We start from the raw sequence: 20566 nt of genomic DNA, 5'->3' as shown, positions 1-20566 counted from the left end.
TACCCGGCGGCCACCGCATGCGTGACACACCGGAATCGACGGAGGGAGCGGGCGGACATGAGGGCAGTCACCTGGCAGGGAAAGCGGGACGTACGGGTGGAGAACGTGCCCGACCCCCGGATCGAGGAGCCCACGGACGCGGTCATCCGCGTCACCTCGTCGGGACTGTGCGGCTCCGACCTGCACCTCTACGAAGTGCTGACCCCGTTCATGACGCCGGGCGACATCCTCGGCCACGAACCGATGGGCATCGTCGAGGAGGTCGGCGCGGCCGTGCCGGACCTCCAGGTGGGGGACAGGGTGGTGGTCCCGTTCCAGATCGCCTGCGGCAACTGCTGGATGTGCCTGACCGGCCTGCCCACCCAGTGCGAGACCACCCAGGTCGGCTCCGAGGGCATGGGCGCCGCGCTGTTCGGCTACACCCGGCTGTACGGCGCCGTGCCCGGCGCCCAGGCCGAGTACCTGCGGGTCCCGCAGGCACAGTACGGCCCGATCAAGGTGCCCGAGGGCCCCGACGACGACCGCTTCCTCTACCTCTCCGACGTGCTGCCCACCGCCTGGCAGGCCGTCGCCTACGCGGGTGTGCCCAAGGGCGGCAGCGTCGCCGTGCTCGGCCTCGGCCCGATCGGTGACATGGCCTGCCGGGTCGCCATGCTCCAGGGCGCCGGGCGGGTCTTCGGGGTGGACCTCGTGCCGGAACGGCTGCGCCGGGCGCGCGAGCGGGGCGTGGAGACCTTCGACCTGCGCTCCTTCGACGACGAGAAGGAACTCGTCGCCGCCGTCCGCGACCGGACCGACGGCCGCGGCCCCGACGCCGTGATCGACGCCGTCGGCACCGAGGCGCACGGCAGCGCCGCCGCCCGCATGGTGCAGAACGCCTCCGCGCTGCTGCCCCGCAAGCTCAGCGGCCCGATGGCTGAACGCTTCAGCGTCGACCGGCTCGCCGCCCTCTACACCGCCATCGACATGGTGCGCCGCGGCGGCACCATCTCCCTGTCCGGCGTGTACGGCGGCATGGCCGACCCGATCCCGCTGCTCACCCTGTTCGACAAGCAGATCCAGCTGCGCATGGGCCAGGCCAACGTCCGCCGCTGGACCGACGACATCATCCCCCACCTCACCGACGAGGACCCGCTCGGCGTCGACGACTTCGCCACCCACCACGTGCCGCTGTCCGACGCGCCGCACGCCTACGACATGTTCCAGCGCAAGCAGGACGGCGCCGTCAAGGTGGTCATGCGGCCCTGACCCGGCTCCGGCGTCCGGCGTCCGGCGCCCGTCCCCGGCCGCACGCGGTGGTGGCCGGGCGTCAGGGGCCGCCGAGGATCTCCCCTAGGTCGTACCGCACCGGCTCCTCCAGTTGCGCGTAGGTGCAGCTGCGAGGTGTGCGGTCGGGGCGCCAGCGGCGGAACCGGGCCGTGTGCCGGAACCGCTGACCGTTCTCCATGTGGTCGTAGGCCACCTCGGCCACCAGCTCCGGCCGCAGCGGCACCCAGGACAGGTCCTTCTTGCCCGACCAGCGGCTCGGCGCCCCCGGCAGCCGGGCCGTCTCGTGCGCCGCCTCCTGGGCCCAGGCCGCCCACGGATGCCCCGACACGTCGTCCATCCGCAGCGGGGCCAGCTCCTCGACCAGCTCCGCCCGGCGCTTCATGGTGAACGCCGCCGACACCCCCACGTGCTGCAGGACCCCCTGGTCGTCGTACAGCCCGAGCAGCAGCGACCCCACCACCGGCCCGCTCTTGTGCAGGCGGTAGCCCGCCACCACCACGTCCGCCGTGCGCTCGTGCTTGATCTTGAACATCGCCCGCTCGTCGGGCCGGTAGCGCAGGTCCAGCGGCTTGGCGATCACCCCGTCCAGGCCCGCCCCCTCGTACTGCTCGAACCACCCCCGGGCCACCTCGATGTCCGTCGTCGCCGGCGCCACGTGCACCGGGGGCGTGACCCCCTCCAGAGCCCGGGTCAGCAGGGCCCTGCGGTCGCTCTGCGGCACGTCCATCAGCGAGTCGTCGCCCAGTGCCAGCACGTCGAAGGCGACGAACGAGGCCGGGGTGCGCTCGGCCAGCGTCCGCACCCGCGAGTCCGCCGGGTGGATCCGCTCGGTCAGCGCGTCGAAGTCCAGCCGCTCGTTCCGCGCGACCACGATCTCCCCGTCCAGCACGCACCGCTCGGGCACCCGCTCCCGCAGCGCCGCCACGACTTCGGGAAAATACCTGGTCAGCGGCTTGCCGGTACGGCTGCCCAGCTCCACCTCGTCCCCGTCGCGGAAGACGATCGCCCGGAAGCCGTCCCACTTCGCCTCGTACTGCATGCCCGGCGGGATCTTCGCCACGGACTTGGCGAGCATCGGCTTCACGGGCGGCATCACGGGAAGATCCATGGTTCCGATTCTGCGGTCATTCGCCCGCCGTCGCCCGGTGTGCGAGGTCTGCCCGCTGCCCCTACCGTGGCTCGCATGGCGCAAGCGGTGGAACTGGACGTGGCCGGCCGGACCGTGCGGATCTCCAGCCCGGACAAGATCTTCTTCCCGGAGCGCGGCTACACCAAGCTGGACGTGGCCCGCTACTACCAGGCGGTCGCCCCCGGCCTGCTGCGCGCCCTGCGCGAGCGGCCCACCACCCTCCAGCGCTACCCCGACGGCATCACCGGCGAGTGGTTCTACCAGAAGCGCGCCCCCAAGGGCATGCCCGACTGGATCCCCACCGCGCACATCACCTTCCCCAGCGGACGCAGCGCCGACGAGATGTGCCCCACCGAGGAGGGCGCCGTGGTGTGGGCGGCCCAGTACGGCACGCTCACCTTCCACCCCTGGCCGGTGCGCCGGGACGACGTCGACCACCCCGACGAACTGCGCATCGACCTCGACCCGCAGCCCGGCACCGACTACGACGACGCCGTCCGCGCCGCCCACGAACTGCGCGCCGTGCTCGACGAGTACGGCCTGCGCGGCTGGCCCAAGACCTCCGGCGGCCGGGGCCTGCACGTCTTCGTGCCCATCGAACCGCGCTGGACCTTCACCCAGGTCCGCCGCGCCGCCATCGCCGTCGGCCGGGAGATGGAACGCCGGATGCCGGAGCAGGTCACCATCAAGTGGTGGAAGGAGGAGCGCGGCGAGCGCATCTTCGTCGACTACAACCAGACGGCCCGCGACCGCACCATCGCCTCCGCCTACTCCGTACGGCCCCGCCCGCACGCCCCTGTCTCGGCGCCGCTGCGCTGGGAGGAGGTCGGCCCGGCGCACCCGCAGGACTTCGACCTCGTGACCATGCCCGCGCGCTTCGCCGAACTCGGCGACGTGCACGCGGACATGGACGATCACGCCTTCTCGCTGGAACCGCTGCTCGAACTCGCCCGCCGGGACGAGCACGACCACGGACTGGGCGATCTGCCCTACCCGCCCGAGTACCCGAAGATGCCCGGGGAGCCGAGCCGGGTCCAGCCGAGCCGGGCCAGGAAGCCGAAACCCACGGCCTCCTGACGCCCGGCCCGGCCGGACCGCCGGATCAGGACAGGTCCTTGATCCGGATGTCGCGGTAGGAGACCACGTCGGTGGTGCCGTGCACCTGGAGCCCGATGTAGCCGGAGGCGAACCGGCGGCCGTCCGTGCCCGGGTCGTCCGAGCGCGCCGGGACGAAGTCCTGACCACCGGTGTTGTCGAACTCGTTGATCAGCACACCGTTGCGGAAGACCGAGTAGTGCTGGCCCTCCACCCGGATCTCGTAGTCGTTCCAGGCGCCCTTCTGCGTCACGCCCGCACCGGCCAGGCCCACCCGGTCGAAGCCGTAGACCGAGCCCGTCTTGTACATGTCGCCGGTGGGGGAGTCGAACACCTGGATCTCGTGCCCGAACTTGATGGCCGCCCACTCCGGGCGCGGCTCCTCCGGGTGGTCGTGGATCTGCGGGAACCGCACGAACACACCGGAGTTGGCGTTCGCCGTGCCCGGCGCGTCGTCACGCCACTGGAGCTTCAGCGAGAAGTCGCCGTACTTCCGCTCGGGGAACCACAGCATGCCGAGCCCGCCCCGGGTGGTGCCCGAGGTGATGGACCCGTCCTCGTTGAGCGCGAACGAACCGCCGCCCACATGCTGCCACGTGCCGAAGGATCCCTCGGTGCCGTCGAGGATCGGGCGGTAGCCGTCGGTCTGGCCGGGCGTCCCGATCCCGGACTCACGGGCGGCCCGGTTCACGGCCCGGTACTCCCGCCGGTCGACGACCCCCTCCTTCTCCAGGCGGTCCATGACGGTCCGCACGTGCTTGAGGAACAGCGCCTGCGAGGTCCACTCCTTCTCGTCCTCGATCAGCTCACCGATCCGGCACCGGCTGTCCGTGACCCGGTTGGTCACGCCGGAGTCCACCGTGCCGACGAACACCGTCCGCCGCTCGTCGTACTCCGGGCAGTCGGGCGCCGGCACGCCGCCGCCCGCCACCACCGTGAAGGCCACGGTGAGCGCCTCGGAGGTGTTGCCCGCCTCGTCGGTCGCCCGGTACGCCACGGTGTGCCGGCCCGCCCGGTCCACCAGCACCGGCCCGGAGTAGGCGAGGTACGGTCCGCCGTCGAGCGAGTACTCGATCCCGGCGACGCCGGAACCGCCCTCGTCGGTGGCGGTGACGGTGACCCGGGCGGTGCCGACGTAGGCGCCGTCGGAGTTCCGGGTGCCCTCGACGTTCACCCCGGTCACGGGTGGTGCGGTGTCCTGCGGGGGAGCGGCGACGACCGTGAACTCCACGCTCTTGACGGCGGAGACGTTGCCCGCCCGGTCGGTGGCGCGGAAGCGGACGGTGTGGGTGCCGACCCGGTGCACCATGACCGGCCCGGTGTACGCCTGCCAGGCGCCGTCGCCGATCGCGTACTCGACGGTGTTGACGCCGGAACCGGTGTCCGAGGCGGTGACCGTCACGGTCGCCATGTCGACATAGGTGCCGTCGTCGTTGCGTTCGCCGTCCACGGTCGCGGACGTCTCGGGCGGCGTGGTGTCGTCCGTCGGCGGGGCGACGACGGTGAAGCCGACGCTCCTGACCTCGGAGACGTTGCCCGCCTTGTCCAGGGCCCGGTAGCGCAGCGTGTGGTCGCCGACCTGGTCGATCACGACCGGCGCGGTGTACGGGTGCCAGGTCTCGTCGTCGCCGACCGCGTACTCGACGCGTTCGACGCCCGACCCCTCGTCCGTGGCCGTCAGGACGACGCTCGCCGAACCCACGTACTGCCCCTCGGCGTTCTGCGTGCCGGTGACCTCGGCCGACGCCTCGGGCGCCGTGGTGTCCTCGCCGCCGCCCTCGGTCACCACCAGGATGCCCTGCATCTCGCCGTGGCCCGGGATCGTGCAGTGGTAGAAGTAGCGGCCCGGGGTCAGGGTGACCTCGGCGGTGTGCCGGCCGCCCTGGGCGTCACCCGGGTTCGCCAGGATGTTCAGCTGGACGTCGTTGTTGAACTCCGGGTCCGACGTGACGAACGTCAGGGTGTGCGGCATGCCGGTGGTGTTGCCGGTGGCCTCGCTGTTCTCGAAGACGATCGTCGCCTTGCCCGCCACCGCCGTCGTCGGCGCCGACAGGTACTTGTCGATGTCGTTGCCCGCGGTCCAGGTGAGGACCTGCTCCGCGGCCCGCGCCCCGCCCGTGTCGCGGCCGTCGGCCACCGAGGCGGTCTGCAGGCCCAGCGCCATCAGCAGGGCGGCCAACAGAGCCGCCCACAGGCGCCGTTGTCGTGTCACCGGTGTCATCCGGTCCTCCTCGCGAGATCACCGGCGGCCGGGGTGGGCCCGCCGCCGGTGTAGGTGACCCGCCACAGCGCCGACTTGGCGTCGGAGGTGAAGAAGCCGCGGCCGTAGTCGAGGACGTACAGGGCGCCGTCCGGACCGAACTTCCAGTCCATGAGGTTCTTGATGCCGTCGTTGCCGACCGGCACGATCTTCTTCAGCGACTCCGCGTGCACCGGAAGCCCGCCGCTCCCCACCGTCCTCGGGTCCAGGAGCACCGCGTGGCGCGGCTGGTCGGCGTCGTAGAAGTCGCCGACGAACCACTTGCCGTCCCAGTACGCCGGCCACTTGACGGCGCTGTCGCTGCGGTCGTCGAAGCGGTACACCGGCCCGTTCATCGCCGCCTGGCCCCCGCCCTTCAGCCACGGCAGGCCGTAGGTGGCCTCGTCCGCCTTGTACGACGGGACGCCGTTCGCGTCGCGCGGGAAGTCCGGGGCGCCGCCCTGCGGTGAGTACCAGATGGTGTTGGACGTCACCGGCGGCAGGTTGACCAGGCCGTCGTTGTTCGGCGACTCGTTCTTCGGGCGGTCGCAGTCGTACCAGCCCAGCGGCTCGGACGGGTCGGGCAGGTTGCGGTCCCGGTAGGGCTGCTTGTTGCCCATGCAGTACGGCCAGCCGTGGTTGCCCGCCTTCGTGATGGCGGCGAAGGTGTCGTACTTGGCCGGTCCCCAGGTCGTCGACGGCTGTCCGGCGTCCGGGCCGACCCAGCCGGCGTAGAGGACGTCGGTCGCCGGGTCGACGGAGATGCGCGCCGGGTTGCGCACGCCCATCACGTAGATCTCGCCGCGGGTCTTGCCGCCGCCCTCGGCGGTCTCCTCACCGGTGAACAGGTTGCCCTCGGGCAGCGTGTACGTGCCGTCCGGCTCCGGGTGGATGCGCAGGATCTTGCCGTTGAGGTTGTTGGTGTTGCCGGCGGTGCGGCGCGCGTCCGCGAAGGAGAGGCCCTTGTAGTTGGGCTCGGGGTTGTTGCCCGAGTAACCGCCGCTGAATCCGCTGGAGTTGTTGTCCCCGGTGGCGATGTACAGGTTGCCGTCGGAGTCCCAGGCCATGCCGCCGCCCGCGTGGCAGCAGCTGTGGATCTGCACCGGCCACTTCAGCAGCACCTTCTCGCTACCCGGGACCAGCCTGTGGGTCGTCCGGTCCAGCGTGAACCGGGAGACGCGCCGCTCGGCCGTGCGGGTGTCGCGGTCGATCTCCGAGTGCGGCGTGTAGTGCAGGTACACCCACCCGTTCCGCTCGAAGCCCGGGTCGAGCTCGATGCCGAGCAGGCCCTCCTCGTTCTTGCGCAGCTCGTCGCCGCCGCCCTTGTTGCCGAACACGTCGAGCGCCCCGGCGAGGGTGACCTCCCCGGTCCTCGGGTCGTAGATGTGGATCTCGCCCTTGCCCTTGCCGACGTCCGGGTCGTTCCAGTCGGTGACGACCGGCTGGGAGGAGTCGGCGCCGCCGCGGCCGATGTACAGGACGCGGCCGTCGGGGGCGGTGACCAGGCCGTGGGGTTCACCGATCTGGTCGTTCTTCCCCGGCTGGTTGGGCCGGGTGAGCCGCTTCGCCTCGTAGTTCCCGTTGATCGTGGCCTTGCAGTCGGCCTGCACCAGCCGGGTCGTCCACAGCAGGGCGCCGCGCAGGTGGTCGCGGAAGTCGGTCTCGTCGTAGGACGACACGGTGCCGCCCATGCCGGTGTAGAAGGACCGGCCGCCGTCGTAGTCACGGCACCAGCTGACCGGGTGGTCCGCGCCGTTGGCGCCCGCGCCGGGCCGGTACGTGGACTCCCGCACCCGGGCGACGGTGTGCACGTCGCCCGAGGGGTTCTTCGCCCAGTTCAGCCACTTGTCCGGCCGCTTCCACTGCAGCGGCAGGCTCTTCGTCGCCGGGTGCCGGCGGTCGCCCACCTCGACGGTCGCCCGCTGCACCGTGTCCGGGGACGCGGCGGGGCGGGCCCCGATCAGGCCGGTGAACCAGTCCGAGTACGGTTCGGCGCGCGCCGCGTCGTGGAGGCCGACGAAGCCGCCGCCGGCCTCCATGTACGCCTCCAGGCCCGCTTCCTGGTCCGGGTCGAGGACGTCGCCGCCCCCGGTCAGGAACACGACGGCGTTGAAGCGGCTCAGCCTCTTGTCGTTGGTGAAGACGGCCGCGTTGTCCGTGGCGGTGACGTCGAAGCGTTGCTCGGCGGGACCGGTCTGCCCGATCCGCTCGATCGCGGCGATCCCGGCGTTCACCACCGGCGACTCCTCGCCGCCCGCGGCGGAGCCGTAGAAGAGCAGCACCCGTACGTCGGCGCCGCCGGGCGGCGAGGTGATGGACATCGTTGTCAGCGGTGGATCCGTGTCCGGGCGGGCGCTCGCCGCCGGGGCCGACATCAGCCCGGCGGCCACGATCCCTGCGGTGACGGTGGCCGCCCAGGCCCGTCGTCCCGTCCTGGCGGCCCGTGTCGTTCCCGGGCGTCTGGTCTTCAACCCGCTTGAGGCGTCGGGTTGTTGGTGCGAGGGGAACCGCATGTGGTCACCCACCCCTCCTCGGTCGCAGCAACGGCGTCAAGGAAGCTAGACCTCTTTGCGTCACTCGCCAATACCTATGGCCGCAATGAAACGAACTTTGTCCTGAGTGTGGATAAACGGCGGGCCGGTCGGTACGGTTTTCCAGGTTCATGACAGCCACGGGCCCAAGCACGTCCGCATCCAGGGGAGTTCGGCATGGACAGACGCGGCTTCAACCGACGAGTACTGCTGGGCGGAGCGGCCGTCGCGACATCGTTGTCGCTGGCCCCCGAGGCCGTGAGTGCGCCCGCGCCGGTGCGGACCGCGCCCGCCGGGGGCGAGGTGCGGCGCATGAAGCTGTACGCCGAACGCCTGGCGGGCGGGCAGATGGGCTACGGCCTGGAGAAGGGCAAGGCGTCCGTGCCCGGCCCGCTGATCGAACTCGACGAGGGCGACACCCTGCACATCGAGTTCGAGAACACCATGGACGTCCCCGTCAGCCTGCACGTCCACGGCCTGGACTACGAGATCTCCAGCGACGGCACCAAGCAGAACAAGAGCGACGTCCCTCCCGGCGGCACCCGCACCTACACCTGGCGCACCCACCGGCCCGGACGGCGCTCCGACGGCACCTGGCGCTCCGGCAGCGCCGGCTACTGGCACTACCACGACCACGTCGTCGGCACCGAACACGGCACGGGCGGCATCCGCAACGGGCTGTACGGCGCGGTGATCGTGCGCCGCAAGGGCGACGTCCTGCCGGACCGGACGCACACCATCGTGTTCAACGACATGACCATCAACAACCGGCCCGCGCACACCGGCCCAAACTTCGAGGCCACCGTGGGCGACCGGGTGGAGATCGTCATGATCACGCACGGCGAGTTCTACCACACGTTCCACATGCACGGGCACCGCTGGGCCGACAACCGCACCGGCATCCTCACCGGCCCCGACGATCCCAGCCGGGTCATCGACAACAAGATCTGCGGGCCGGCCGACTCCTTCGGCTTCCAGATCATCGCCGGGGAGGGCGTCGGGGCGGGCGCCTGGATGTACCACTGCCACGTCCAGAGCCACTCCGACATGGGCATGGTCGGCCTGTTCCTGGTGAAGAAGCCGGACGGCACCATCCCGGGCTACGACCCGGACGACCACCACCACGGCACGGGCACCAAGCCGGGCGCCGGCCAGAGCTCCGCCGACCCCGCGCGGGCCGGGCGGCCCGGACCCGCGGAACCGGAGGGACACCACCACTGACACGCGGCCCGCCCGGCCCGCCTTGCCGTCCGCCGTACGGGAGCGCTCTCGTCCGCCCGCGCACCGGGGCTATCCTGTCCCGCAGCCGCAGGTGAGGAGCCCCAGACGTGACGGAGACTGTGCCGCGCCCCACGCTGGAGGCCGTGGCCGCGCGGGCCGGGGTCTCGCGGGCCACCGTGTCCCGGGTGGTCAACGGCGGCGACGGGGTCAGGGAGCCGCTGGCCGAACGCGTCCGGCAGGCGGTGGACGAACTCGGCTACGTGCCCAACCAGGCCGCCCGCAGCCTGGTCACCAAACGCCACGACGCCATCGCCGTCATCGTCGCCGAGCCCGAGGCCCGGGTCTTCGCCGACCCCTTCTTCGCCCGGCAGCTGCGCGGCATCAGCAAGGAACTGACGGCGCACGACAACCAGCTCGTCCTGCTGCTCACCGAGGGCCGCCACGACCACGCCCGGGTGGGCCGCTACCTGGCCGGCGGACACGTCGACGGGGCGCTCGTTTTCTCCCTCCACCTGGCCGACCCGCTGCCGGAACTCATCCAGCGCGCGGGCGTCCCCACCGTGTTCGGCGGCCGGCCCGGCTGGACCGGCGGACGCGGAGAGGACGTGGTGTACGTCGACAGCGACAACCGCGGCGGGGCCCGGGACGCCGTGCGCCACCTGCTCGGCCTCGGCCGCGAACGCGTCGCGCACATCACCGGCGCCCTGGACCAGACCTCGGCGGCGGACCGGCTGGCCGGCTACCGCGACGTCATGGCCGACGCCGACCCGCTCCTCGTCGCGGAGGGCGACTTCACGGCGGGCGGCGGGGAACGCGCGATGCGGGAACTGCTCGGCCGCCGCCCCGACCTGGACGCCGTGTTCGCGGCCAACGACCTCACCGCCGCGGGCGCCCTGCGCGCGCTGCGCGAGCAGGGGCGCCGGGTGCCGGACGACGTGGCCGTGGTCGGTTTCGACGACATGCTCCCGGTCGCCGAACAGACCGACCCGCCGCTCACCACGGTCCGCCAGGACATCGAGGAGATGGGCCGGCTCATGGCCCGGCTGCTCCTGCGCGGCCTGGACCGCGGCCCGGCCGCGCAGGAGGGCGTGGGCGGTTCCCCCTCCAGCGTGATCCTCCCGACGACCCTGGTCCGGCGGGCGTCGGCCTGATCCGGGGGCCGTGCGGCCGGACGGGGGCCCGCGGTGCGGCCCGCCCGCGTCGCGGCGGCGGGTGTCAGTGGGCGGTGGAAGACTCGGCGGGGTCGGTGACGAGAACGCTCCGAGGAGACCGCATGCTCACCACCCGCTTCGTCGACGGCGCCCCCGACTGGACCGAGGTCGCCACCCCCGACACCGAGGGCGCCGCGTCCTTCTACGGACCGCTGTTCGGCTGGCAGTTCCGCTCCGCGGGCCCCGAGGGCGGTGGCTACGGCTTCTTCGAGCTGGCCGGGGAGATCGTCGCGGGCGTGACGCGGGTGGGTCCCGACCAGGGGCCGCCCGCGTGGACGGTCTACTTCCAGACGCCCGACGCGGACGCCACGGCCGAGGCGGCCCGGACGGCGGGCGGCGGTGTCGCCTCCCCGCCCGAGCAGGTGATGAGCCAGGGGCGGTCCGCCGTTCTCACCGACACCGCCGGGGCGCCCTTCGGCATCTGGCAGCCCGAGCGGCGCGCCGGCCTCGACCGGGCCGGGGACGTGGGCTCGCTGCTCTGGGCCGAACTGCACACCCCGGACGTCGCCCGCGCCGCCGCCTTCTTCCGCCGGGTGCTCGGCTGGGAGACCTCGGGCACGGCCTTCCCGGGCGGGGTGTACACGTCCGTCAACCCGGCGGGCACGGGCGAGGACGGCACCTTCGGCGGTCTGGTCCCGCTGGCCGACGACCCCACGGACGCGGAGTCCGGTGCCGGCCCCCACTGGCTGCCCTACTTCGGCGCCGACGACCCGGACGCGGTGGCCGGCCGGGCCGTCACCCTGGGCGGCCGTGTACGGATGCCGGCCACCTCGATCCCCGGAGTCGGCCGCCTGGCCCGCCTGGAGGACCCGTACGGGGCGGTGTTCGCCGTGCTCCGGGGGGACCCGGGGGAACAGTGACCTCGCGGGAAGCTCCCGCCGGTCTGCCACCCCGCGGGTCAGAACCCGTGCCGTACTCCGCCCTCCACCGGCAGCATCACGCCCGACAGGCAGGACGCCGCGGGCGACAACAGGAACGCCGCGGTGCGGCCGGACTCCTCCTGGGCGCCGTAGCGGCGCAGGGGGATGGGGGACTCGGCGGCCCCGCAAGTGGCCTCCGGGTCGGCGGACAGGGCGTCCAGCTCCCGGACCCGGTCGGTGTCGATCCGGCGATGCGGCCGTGGCCCCGGGCACGCCACCCGGGCGGCCGGGGAGAAGGTCCGCCGCCCGCCGGTCCGCCCGGACCCGCGGGAACCGCCCCGCGCGCCGCCGTGCTTCCCGGGCGCGCCGAGGCCACGATCGACCCGGACCACCCGCCCCGGGCGGGTCCGACGGGCAGCACCCGGCGGATTGTGTCCGGTCCGGCCCCCGCGACGGAACGGCCCGCACCCGACGGCCCGGCCGGCGTCACCCCACTGGAGCCGGCCGCACAGGTGCCCCGCGTCCGGGGGCGTTGATCCGGCGTTGAGCGGACGTTTCGCGCCGTGCGGAACGCTTCTGGCCATGCACACCGAAACATTCCCGGCGCCCGACCTCACCTGGCAGGAGGAGGCGCTGTGCGCACAGACCGGGGGAGACTTCTTCTTCCCCGAACCCGGCAGCTCGGTTCGCGACGCCAAGCGGATCTGCGGGATGTGTCCCATCCGGGACACCTGCCTCGAGTACGCCCTGACGCACGACATGCGCTTCGGGGTGTGGGGCGGGCTGTCGGAGAAGGAACGGCTGGCGCTGCGCCGCACGTCCCGCTAGGAGCCGGTCTCGGTCACCGGGGACACCCGCACCGTCTCGTGTATCCCCTGCGTGGTCACACGTCGTTCCTGGCGAGGGCCGGACGGACGCCGGGGCCTACCATCACCGTCCCGGACGCCGCACCGATCGCGGACAGACGGCGGGGCGACCCGCGGAACCAGCCGCTCGCCGTCCCGGAGGGGAGCCCCCGGACCGAGTCGGACACCAGAGCGACAGCGGCGACCACGAACACCACGCTCGGGCCCGGCACGGCGATCAGCACAGCGACCACGGCCAGGAAGGCCCAGAAGTGCCCGTTTCCCAGCATGCCGTCAGGCTGGGAGCCGGGTCGACAAGCGACAACCCCGCGTGGGCGCCGGCACGACGGGCGCGCCGATCCTGTCGATCACGGCCGGCCGGCCGTGTGCTCGCTGCCGAGCCAGGCTCCCAGCCGCTGCGGGCGGTGGTCAGCCCGCGGCGCGGGCCGCCATGCGGGCCTTGCGGGCGGCGAGCTTCTCGTCGAACTTGCGGGCCTCGTCGTCCAGGCCGTTCATGAACAGGCCCAGCTCCTCCTGGGCCTTCAGGCCCTCCGGGCCGAGACCGTCGATCTCCATGACCTTCAGGAAGCGCAGCACCGGCTGCAGGACGTCGTCGTGGTGGATGCGCAGGTTGTAGACCTCGCCGATCGCCATCTGCGCGGCGGCCCGCTCGAAGCCGGGGATGCCGTGACCGGGCATGCGGAAGTTCACGACCACGTCCCGCACCGCCATCATGGTCAGGTCGGGGGCGATCTCGAAGGCGGCCGCGAGCAGGTTGCGGTAGAAGACCATGTGGAGGTTCTCGTCGGTCGCGATGCGCGCCAGCATGCGGTCGCAGACCGGGTCCCCCGACTGGTGGCCGGTGTTGCGGTGGGAGATGCGGGTGGCCAGTTCCTGGAAGGACACGTAGGCGACCGAGTGCAGCATCGAGTGCCGGTTGTCCGACTCGAAGCCCTCGCTCATGTGGGCCATGCGGAACTGCTCCAGCTGGTCCGGGTCCACCGCCCGGGAGGCGAGCAGGTAGTCGCGCATGACGATGCCGTGGCGGCCCTCCTCCGCCGTCCAGCGGTGCACCCAGGTGCCCCAGGCGCCGTCCCGGCCGAACAGGGTGGCGATCTCGTGGTGGTAGCTGGGGAGGTTGTCCTCGGTCAGCAGGTTCACCACCAGGGCGATGCGGCCGACGTCGGTGACCTTGGACTGCTCCTTGTCCCAGGCTTCGCCGTCCTCGAAGAAGCCGGGGAAGTTCCGGGCGTCGCTGAACGGGACGTACTCGTGCGGCATCCAGTCCTTGGCGACCTTCAGATGCCGGTTGAGTTCCTTCTCGACCACTTCCTCCAGGGCGTACAGCAGCCGAGCGTCCGTCCAGCCGGTCGAACTGGCGAGGTGGGGAGAAGTAAGCGTCACGGGAACTCCATGGGGGACGGGGAAGGGACCGGGTCCGGCGAGCGGTGCCGGAACCTACGGCATCGTAGGCTACGAATCCGTAGGTTACGAAACCGTAGGTTAAGGGTGCCGTAAAGCCTCCTGATCAGAAGCGGGGCACGGCCTCCGCGCGGTCCCCCGGCGCCACGGCGGCCCCGCGCCGGGTTCCCCCGGCCGGGCGGGCCATGCGGCCCCTTCGGCCCCTTCGCGGCGCCTGCTCAGGCGTACAGCTCCCGCAGCCGGACCGACAGGCACGTCACGCAGCCCTCCAGCTTCTCGAACTCGCCGATGTCCACCAGGACCGGCTCGTAGCCGAGGTCCGCGTACAACTCGGCGGTCTTCGGGGCGCTCGCCGCCATCAGCAGCCGGTCGCCGCCGAGGAGTACGACGTGTGCCCCGGACGGCTCCGGCACCGGCAGGAAGCGGGGGAACAGCGAAGGCGTGTCGACGGTCGGGACGTGTCCGACGACCGTGCCGTCCGGCAGCGCGGTGACCGCCGACTTCAGGTGCAGCGCCCGGCTCACCGGCACGGCCACCACGCGCGCACCCAGCGGCTCGAAGGCGGCCCGCAGCTGCTGCACCCCGGCCGCGTTCGTCCGCCCGCCGCGGCCCACGTACACCGTGTCGCCGATCTTCAGCACGTCGCCGCCGTCCAGGGTGCCCGGCTCCCAGACCCAGTTCACGGAGCAGCCCAGCCCGGCGACGGCCTCCTCGATCCCGGGGGTCTCGGCGCGCCGCGACTCGGCGCCGGGGCGGGCGATCAGCGCCACGTTGCGGAACATCACCACGGTGTCCTCGACGAACACGGCGTCCGGGCAGTCGTCGGCCGGGTCCACCTCGACCGTCTCCCAGCCGTGCGCGCGCAGTGCCTCGGTGTACGCCTCCCACTGCTCCACCGCGAGGCCGGTGTCCACGGCCTCCCGTTCGATGTGCGTGACCAGCCCTTCGGCGAGCCGGGGACCGGGGCGGCGGACGAGGGCCTTCTTGCTGGACACGAGCGGGCCTTTCGAATCGGACGGGGCAGGGGACCGCGGGCCGGGGGACCTCCGCGCAGGGGCGGAGTCCCTCGGCCGTCGGCGGACCATCATGCAGGGCGAATCGGGACAGGACCACCCCTGGCGGCGATGAGATGTACCACCGGTAACCCGGTGCGCGGGGCCCGGCCCCTCGCGCGCCGCGCACCCGGGGGCCCGCGCGTCAGCTCCCCCGGACGGCCCGCCGCAGATGGTCCCCGGTGAACGTGCCGCTCGCGCGCAGGAGTTGTGCCGGCGTCCCCTCGAAGACCACCCGGCCGCCGTCCCGGCCCCCGTCCGGACCCAGGTCCACGACCCAGTCGGCGCGCGCGACGACGGCGAGGTTGTGCTCCACCACGACGACGGAGTTGCCCCGGTCGACCAGCCGGTCCAGGAGGGCGACGAGACCGTCCACGTCCGCCATGTGCAGCCCGGTGGTCGGCTCGTCCAGGAGGTAGACGACCCCGGTGCGGTGCAGCCGGGTGGCCAGCTTGATCCGCTGGCGCTCCCCGCCGGACAGCGTGGACAGCGGCTGGCCGAGCGTGAGGTAGGGGAGTCCGACGTCGCGCAGGGCGCGCAGGCGGCGGGTCACGGCCGGGTCGTCGAAGAAGCCCAGCGCCTCGTCGGCCGTCATGTCCAGCACGTCGGCGACCGAGCGGCCGGCGACGGTGAGCGCGAGGACCTCGTCCCGGAACCGCCGGCCCTCACAGGCGTGGCAGGTCGTGGTCACCGGGTCCATGAACGCCAGGTCGGTCTGGATGACCCCCCGGCCCTCGCAGGCCGGGCAGGCCCCGGCCGAGTTGAAGCTGAACAGCCCCGCCTCCCGGCCCGTCTCCCGGGCGAAGATCCGCCGCACCGTGTCCATGATCTGCAGGTAGGTCGCCGGGGTCGACCGGGCCGAGATGCCGATCGAGGACTGGTCGACCACCACGGCGTCGTCGTGCGCCGCGGCCAGCTCGGCGACCAGGCTGCTCTTGCCGGACCCGGCGACACCGGTGACCGCGGTCAGCACCCCGGCGGGGAAGCGCACGGTGACGGAGCGGAGGTTGTGCCGGCCGGCGTTCTCGACCCACAGCGCGCCGGACGGCTCCCGCACGGCCTCCTTCACCGCCGGACGCTGCCCCAGGCACCGTCCGGTGACGGTGTCCGAGGCGGCCAGGGCCTTCGGCGTCCCCTCGAACACCACCCGGCCTCCCCCGGCCCCCGCGCCCGGCCCCATGTCGACGACGTGGTCGGCCAGCGCGATCACGTCGGGGTCGTGCTCGACGACCAGCACGGTGTTGCCCTTGTCGCGCAGCCGCAGCAGCAGCTCGCCCAGGCGGTGCACGTCGCGCGGATGCAGCCCGACCGTCGGCTCGTCGAAGATGTAGGTCAGGCCGGTCAGGCTGGATCCCAGGTGCCGCACCGTCTTCAGCCGCTGGCCCTCGCCGCCGGAGAGGCTGGACGTCTCCCGGTCCAGGCTGAGGTAGCCGAGGCCGATCGTGGCGATCCGCTCCAGAGCAGCGACGGCGGCCCGCGCGACCGGCGCGGCGACCGGGTCGTCGATCCCGCGCAGCACCGTGATCAGGTCGGTGACCTGCATGCGGGCGCAGTCGGCGATGGACAGCCCCTGCACGCGGGTCGCCAGCGCCGCCTCGTTGAGCCGCGCGCCCCCGCAGGCCGGGCAGCTGCCCTCGGCCAGGAACCGCCGGACCGTGTCGCGGGTCCGCGCGCTCATCGCCGCCAGGTCCCGCTTGAGGTAGAGGCGTTCGAACCGGTCGGCGAGCCCCTCGTACTCGGTGGTCCAGGTGCCGCCCGTGCCGTTCACGGTGACCTTGCTGCCGGGCCGTCCGCGCATCAGGAAGTCCCGCTCGGCCGCCGTGAACTCGCGCACCGGCTTGTGCGGGTCCAGCTCGTCGCTGTTGGTGTACGCCTGTCCCTGCCAGGTCCCCGGGGCGAACGGCGGGAAGCGGATCGCGCCCCCGGCCAGGGAGCGGTCCCGGTCGACGATGCGCTCCCAGTCGGGCCGCACCGTGCGGCCCAGCCCGTCGCACCGGGGACACATCCCCGCCGGATCGTTGAAGGAGTACGCCGTGGCCGGGCCGGCGCTCGGTGTGCCGTGCCGGGAGAACAGCACCCGGATCACCGCGTACACGTCCGTCATGGTGCCGACCGTCGACCGGGAGTGGCCGCCGACCGGCCGCTGGTCGACGACGATCGCGGGGGTCAGGTCCTCCAGGGCGTCCGCGTGCGGCCGCTCGTACTTCGGCAGACGGTTGCGGACGAACGACGGGTACGTCTCGTTCAGCTGCCGCTGGGACTCCACCGCGATGGTGTCGAAGACGACCGACGACTTGCCCGATCCCGAGACGCCGGTGAACACGGTCAGCCGGCCCTTGGGGATCCGGAGGGACACGTCCTTGAGGTTGTTCTCCCGGGCCCCGGTGAGCGTGAGGAAGCCCCCGCCCGTCCGGGGCCCGGTGGAACCGTCGCATGTGCTGTTCAGGCTCATGCACGGGACGCTAGGCGGAATACCCGACAGCTTCCGGCGTGATTTCCCGCAGTTCTCCTCCCTCCATGAGCATCCACCGCGTGATGCCGGCCGACTCAAGGAACCGCAGGTCGTGACTGGCCACGATCAGCGCCCCCTCGTACGACTCCAGCGCGGTGGTCAGCTGCCGGACACTGGCCAGGTCCAGGTTGTTGGTCGGCTCGTCCAGCATCAGCAGCTGCGGCGCCGGCTCCGCCAGCATCAGCGCGGCCAGCGCGGCACGGAACCGCTCCCCGCCCGACAGCGTGGCCGCTTTCCGGTCGGCCCGGCCGCCCCGGAACAGGAAGCGGGCGAGCCGCGCCCGGATCCGGTTGTCGGTGGCCTCCGGCGCGAAGCGCGCCACGTTCTGCGCGACCGTCAGCCCGTCGTCGAGGACGTCGAGACGCTGCGGCAGGAACCGCAGGGGGACGTGTGCCGCCGTCTCGCCCGCCACCGGCTCCAGCTCCCCGGCGATCGTGCGCAGCAGCGTCGTCTTGCCCGCCCCGTTGCGGCCGATCAGCGCCACCCGCTCCGGGCCGCGCAGCTGCACCTCCCCCTTCACCCGGGAGCCGTGGGCGAGCTCCAGGTCCCGCAGGGTCAGCACGGTGCGCCCCGGCGGCACGGCCGTGTACGGCAGGTCGACGCGGATCTCGTCGTCGTCCCGCACCGCCTCCGCCGCCGCGTCGAGGCGCTCCCTGGCCTCGGCGAGGCGCTCCTCGTGCAGGATCCGGTGCTTGCCCGCCGACTCCTGCGCCGCGCGCTTGCGGGCGCCCATGACGATCTTCGGCTCGCGCTTGGAGTCCCACATCTTCTGCCCGTACCGCTTGCGGCGGGTTAGTTTGACCTGGGCGTCGGCCAGTTCGCGTTTCTGCTTGCGCACGTCCGACTCGGCGTTGCGCACCGTCCGCTCGGCCGCCTCCTGCTCGACGGCCAGAGCCTCCTGGTAGGCGGAGTGGTTGCCGCCGTACCAGGTGATCCGGCCGGACCGCAGGTCGGCGATCTGGTCGACGTGTTCCAGCAGTTCGCGGTCGTGGCTGACCAGGACCATGACGCCGGACCAGTTCCGGACGGCCTCGTACAGCCGTGCGCGGGCGTACAGGTCCAGGTTGTTCGTGGGCTCGTCGAGCAGCAGCACGTCCGGCCGGCGCAGCAGCAGCGCGGCCAGGCGCAGCAGCACCGACTCGCCGCCGGAGACCTCGCCGACGGTGCGGTCCAGGCCGATGTGGCCCAGGCCCAGCTCACCCAGGGTCGCCAGGGCGCGCTCCTCCACGTCCCAGTCGTCGCCGACGGTCTCGAAGTGCTCCTCGGCCGTGTCGCCGGCCTCGATCGCGTGCAGCGCCGCCCGTCGCGCGGCGATGCCGAGGGCCTCGTCCACCCGGAGCGCGGTGTCGAGGGTGACGTTCTGCGGCAGATGGCCCACCTCGCCCGCGATCCGGATTGTGCCGTCGGCCGGGGTCAGCTCCCCGGCGATCAGTCTCAACAGGGTGGACTTGCCGGACCCGTTGACGCCGACGAGCCCGGTGCGGCCGGGGCCGAAGGCGACGTCCAGACCGTCGAAGACGGGGGTGCCGTCGGGCCAGGTGAAGGACAGTGAGGTGACAGTGAGGGAAGAAGACATACGGGTCTCCGCGGTTGCTCGATCCGGTCAGGGGCACACGCGTATCGAGACACCGCGGGGCGACGACCGGACCACCGGACACCCGGGGAGGAAGGAAGGGCACAGAGGACAGACCCTGTTCCGCGGGGACGGCTCGAACGCCGAGGTCGCACGCAGCGCACACCCGCACGGGTGTGACGCGGTGTCCCAGAACCTCAGACGAGCAACGTCCCTCTCCCCTCGACGGCAACAGATCCGTGCCACACGTTAGGAGCGGCCGCGGACCGCCGTCAACGGAATTACGCCCGGTGCGCTCCCCCACCTATCCGCCCCGAGGAGGCCCCCGTGCCCAACGGCCCGCTCACGCTGCCGGCCCGGCTGTTCCTGCTGGCCTGGGACACCGACCGGCGGGTGGTCGCCGAACCGGCCCGCCTGCCGCCCCTGGTCCGCGCCGGCGCCCTCACCGAACTCGCCCGGCTCGGCCTGCTGACCGACGACGACGGCATCGCCACCCCCGTCGACCTGGACTCCCGCACCGGGGACGCCGTCCTCGACGGGCTCCTGGAGCTGGTCAGCGAGTCCTGCCCGCACCGCTGGCACGCCTGGGTCACGCTGCGGGCCCGCCACACCTTCGACGCGGTGCGCGAGCAGCTGGTCGCCGAGGGCCTGCTGTCCGCCCGGCGGCGCCGGGTGCTCGGGGTGTTCCCCTCGGTCGAGTACGCCCTGGACGGCGTCGCCCGGGCCGCCGCCGTGCAGGAGGAGGCCCGGGACCTCCTCGACGGGACCCGGCCGGTGGCCGGAACCCCGCGAACGGAGGCCGACGTCGCGCTCCTGGGCGCCGTGGCCGGACTGCGCACCCTGCGCCCCGGGAACGACCGGGCCGGACACGAGCGGCGCGTGGAGGAACTGCTGGCCGCTCCGGCCCCGCGGCCCGCCGTCCCGGTGCTCCGGGAGATCGTGCGCGGACTGCGCACGGCGGTGCCTGCTGCCCCGGCACCCTCACTCGCGCCGGGCGCCTGAGGCGCACGGCACGGCGGCGCGTCACGCCGCCCGGACCGCCGCCGTCCCGGGCGGCGGCCCTGGCTCCACCCTGCGGCCATGCCCCGCCGGGCGGTGCCGCTCAGCAGGCGTCGCGCATCAGTTCCGCGAGGCCGTGGTCCAGGTCGAGCTGCAGGTGCTCCCGGCCGCTCGGCACGAGTTCGCTCGTGGCCTGAAGGAACCGGCGCACCTCACCCGAGCGCACGTGCACCACGGCGGTGCCCTCCGGGGCGTGGAACTCCAGCACGGTGCGGTCGTACCCGTAGGGCCGCACCCGGACGTCCCCGTGGCCCTCGGGACCCTGGAGACCCGCGGCGAGCAGCTCACGGGCGAACGTCCAGCACACCTCGACGCCTTCGAGGGTGGCGGGGGCCGGGAAGGTCATCCGGACGGCGAACGGATCGCTCCGGTCGTAGTGCAGCGTGGCGGGGATGTTCGGCATCCGCGGCGCGGCGGCGACGAGACGGGCCTCGACGGGTTGCTCGATGACGGTGGACAACGCCTTGCTCCCTCGTGACGGCTGGGCGGGCTTCCGGGGCGGATCGGGCCGGCTACTGGAAGAGACGACGGAATCAGCCAATCCGTGC

At 72.8% G+C, this 20566-nt stretch carries 16 protein-coding genes and 1 pseudogene; 7 read left to right on the top strand and 10 right to left on the bottom strand.

Annotated features, from left to right (window positions below):
• The first annotated feature begins 57 nt into the window (after positions 1-57).
• The gene (locus ACIRPP_RS25350) at positions 58-1248 is read left to right on the top strand and encodes a zinc-dependent alcohol dehydrogenase (protein ID WP_403646982.1); all 1191 of its coding nucleotides are present in this window, start codon (positions 58-60) and stop codon (positions 1246-1248) included.
• 61 nt (positions 1249-1309) lie between these two features.
• Here the strand turns inward: ACIRPP_RS25350 and ACIRPP_RS25345 are convergent, their stop codons facing one another.
• The gene (locus ACIRPP_RS25345; RefSeq protein ID WP_403646979.1) at positions 1310-2377 is read right to left on the bottom strand and encodes an ATP-dependent DNA ligase; all 1068 of its coding nucleotides are present in this window, start codon (positions 2375-2377) and stop codon (positions 1310-1312) included.
• Between the two features lie 75 nt (positions 2378-2452).
• Between ACIRPP_RS25345 and ligD the strand changes: the two genes are divergently transcribed.
• Positions 2453-3475, top strand: a complete 1023-nt coding sequence (ligD, locus tag ACIRPP_RS25340; RefSeq protein WP_403646976.1) for a non-homologous end-joining DNA ligase — start codon at positions 2453-2455, stop codon at positions 3473-3475.
• Between the two features lie 25 nt (positions 3476-3500).
• Here the strand turns inward: ligD and ACIRPP_RS25335 are convergent, their stop codons facing one another.
• Positions 3501-5714 carry an OmpL47-type beta-barrel domain-containing protein gene (locus ACIRPP_RS25335; protein ID WP_403646973.1) on the bottom strand — a complete coding sequence of 738 codons (2214 nt, stop codon included), beginning with the start codon at positions 5712-5714 and terminating at the stop codon, positions 3501-3503.
• Positions 5711-8107 carry a ThuA domain-containing protein gene (locus ACIRPP_RS25330; RefSeq protein ID WP_403647260.1) on the bottom strand — a complete coding sequence of 799 codons (2397 nt, stop codon included), beginning with the start codon at positions 8105-8107 and terminating at the stop codon, positions 5711-5713. Before ACIRPP_RS25330 ends, ACIRPP_RS25335 begins: the two co-directional genes overlap by 4 nt.
• Before the next feature lie 333 nt (positions 8108-8440).
• On the opposite strand from ACIRPP_RS25330, the gene ACIRPP_RS25325 reads away from it, so the two are divergent.
• The 3 genes from ACIRPP_RS25325 to ACIRPP_RS25315 all read left to right on the top strand — a co-directional run bounded on the left by ACIRPP_RS25325 (position 8441) and on the right by ACIRPP_RS25315 (position 11555).
• A complete protein-coding gene (locus tag ACIRPP_RS25325) occupies positions 8441-9484 on the top strand; it encodes a multicopper oxidase domain-containing protein (protein ID WP_403646970.1) in 1044 nt (347 codons plus the stop codon).
• Positions 9485-9591: 107 nt separating this feature from the next.
• Positions 9592-10635, top strand: a complete 1044-nt coding sequence (locus tag ACIRPP_RS25320; RefSeq protein ID WP_403646967.1) for a LacI family DNA-binding transcriptional regulator — start codon at positions 9592-9594, stop codon at positions 10633-10635.
• A 122-nt stretch (positions 10636-10757) separates the two neighbouring features.
• Positions 10758-11555 carry a VOC family protein gene (locus ACIRPP_RS25315; protein WP_403646964.1) on the top strand — a complete coding sequence of 266 codons (798 nt, stop codon included), beginning with the start codon at positions 10758-10760 and terminating at the stop codon, positions 11553-11555.
• A gap of 38 nt (positions 11556-11593) precedes the next feature.
• On the opposite strand, the pseudogene ACIRPP_RS25310 reads toward ACIRPP_RS25315, so the two are convergent.
• Positions 11594-11803 (bottom strand): annotated as a pseudogene (locus ACIRPP_RS25310) (SDR family oxidoreductase); the annotation flags it as partial.
• A gap of 334 nt (positions 11804-12137) precedes the next feature.
• Here ACIRPP_RS25310 and ACIRPP_RS25305 point away from each other — a divergent pair.
• Positions 12138-12383 carry a WhiB family transcriptional regulator gene (locus ACIRPP_RS25305; RefSeq protein ID WP_403646961.1) on the top strand — a complete coding sequence of 82 codons (246 nt, stop codon included), beginning with the start codon at positions 12138-12140 and terminating at the stop codon, positions 12381-12383.
• A gap of 55 nt (positions 12384-12438) precedes the next feature.
• On the opposite strand, the gene ACIRPP_RS25300 is transcribed toward ACIRPP_RS25305, so the two are convergent.
• The 5 genes from ACIRPP_RS25300 to ACIRPP_RS25280 all read right to left on the bottom strand — a co-directional run bounded on the left by ACIRPP_RS25300 (position 12439) and on the right by ACIRPP_RS25280 (position 18962).
• Entirely contained in the window at positions 12439-12690 is a 252-nt protein-coding gene (locus ACIRPP_RS25300) for a hypothetical protein (protein ID WP_403646958.1), read from the bottom strand.
• A 139-nt stretch (positions 12691-12829) separates the two neighbouring features.
• Positions 12830-13804 carry an acyl-ACP desaturase gene (locus ACIRPP_RS25295; RefSeq protein ID WP_164337560.1) on the bottom strand — a complete coding sequence of 325 codons (975 nt, stop codon included), beginning with the start codon at positions 13802-13804 and terminating at the stop codon, positions 12830-12832.
• Positions 13805-14040: 236 nt separating this feature from the next.
• A complete protein-coding gene (gene ddaH / locus ACIRPP_RS25290; RefSeq protein ID WP_403646956.1) occupies positions 14041-14817 on the bottom strand; it encodes a dimethylargininase in 777 nt (258 codons plus the stop codon).
• Between the two features lie 202 nt (positions 14818-15019).
• Entirely contained in the window at positions 15020-17326 is a 2307-nt protein-coding gene (locus tag ACIRPP_RS25285; RefSeq protein ID WP_403646953.1) for an ATP-binding cassette domain-containing protein, read from the bottom strand.
• Between the two features lie 10 nt (positions 17327-17336).
• A complete protein-coding gene (locus ACIRPP_RS25280; RefSeq protein ID WP_403646950.1) occupies positions 17337-18962 on the bottom strand; it encodes an ABC-F family ATP-binding cassette domain-containing protein in 1626 nt (541 codons plus the stop codon).
• A gap of 324 nt (positions 18963-19286) precedes the next feature.
• Between ACIRPP_RS25280 and ACIRPP_RS25275 the strand changes: the two genes are divergently transcribed.
• Positions 19287-19961 carry a GPP34 family phosphoprotein gene (locus ACIRPP_RS25275; protein ID WP_403646948.1) on the top strand — a complete coding sequence of 225 codons (675 nt, stop codon included), beginning with the start codon at positions 19287-19289 and terminating at the stop codon, positions 19959-19961.
• Between the two features lie 100 nt (positions 19962-20061).
• Here ACIRPP_RS25275 and ACIRPP_RS25270 read toward each other — a convergent pair whose 3' ends face one another.
• Complete coding sequence (locus ACIRPP_RS25270; protein WP_403646945.1) at positions 20062-20478, bottom strand: SsgA family sporulation/cell division regulator; 417 nt, start codon at positions 20476-20478, stop codon at positions 20062-20064.
• Positions 20479-20566: the final 88 nt, after the last annotated feature.

The sequence above is a fragment of the Streptomyces sp. NPDC101219 genome, assembly GCF_044767675.1.
Lineage (GTDB): Bacteria > Actinomycetota > Actinomycetes > Streptomycetales > Streptomycetaceae > Streptomyces.
This window is presented reverse-complemented; position numbering and strand designations above follow the sequence as displayed.

Excerpts from the sequence above, each read along its gene's own strand:
- ligD (WP_403646976.1), top strand. The coding sequence starts at position 2,453 with ATGGCGCAAGCGGTGGAACTGGACGTGGCCGGCCGGACCGTGCGGATC.
- ACIRPP_RS25335 (WP_403646973.1), bottom strand. The coding sequence starts at position 5,714 with ATGACACCGGTGACACGACAACGGCGCCTGTGGGCGGCTCTGTTGGCC.
- ACIRPP_RS25330 (WP_403647260.1), bottom strand. The coding sequence starts at position 8,107 with ATGTCGGCCCCGGCGGCGAGCGCCCGCCCGGACACGGATCCACCGCTG.
- ACIRPP_RS25285 (WP_403646953.1), bottom strand. The coding sequence starts at position 17,326 with ATGAGCCTGAACAGCACATGCGACGGTTCCACCGGGCCCCGGACGGGC.
- ACIRPP_RS25315 (WP_403646964.1), top strand. The coding sequence starts at position 10,758 with ATGCTCACCACCCGCTTCGTCGACGGCGCCCCCGACTGGACCGAGGTC.
- ACIRPP_RS25300 (WP_403646958.1), bottom strand. The coding sequence starts at position 12,690 with ATGCTGGGAAACGGGCACTTCTGGGCCTTCCTGGCCGTGGTCGCTGTG.
- ACIRPP_RS25345 (WP_403646979.1), bottom strand. The coding sequence starts at position 2,377 with ATGGATCTTCCCGTGATGCCGCCCGTGAAGCCGATGCTCGCCAAGTCC.
- ACIRPP_RS25325 (WP_403646970.1), top strand. The coding sequence starts at position 8,441 with ATGGACAGACGCGGCTTCAACCGACGAGTACTGCTGGGCGGAGCGGCC.
- ACIRPP_RS25280 (WP_403646950.1), bottom strand. The coding sequence starts at position 18,962 with ATGTCTTCTTCCCTCACTGTCACCTCACTGTCCTTCACCTGGCCCGAC.
- ACIRPP_RS25350 (WP_403646982.1), top strand. The coding sequence starts at position 58 with ATGAGGGCAGTCACCTGGCAGGGAAAGCGGGACGTACGGGTGGAGAAC.
- ACIRPP_RS25305 (WP_403646961.1), top strand. The coding sequence starts at position 12,138 with ATGCACACCGAAACATTCCCGGCGCCCGACCTCACCTGGCAGGAGGAG.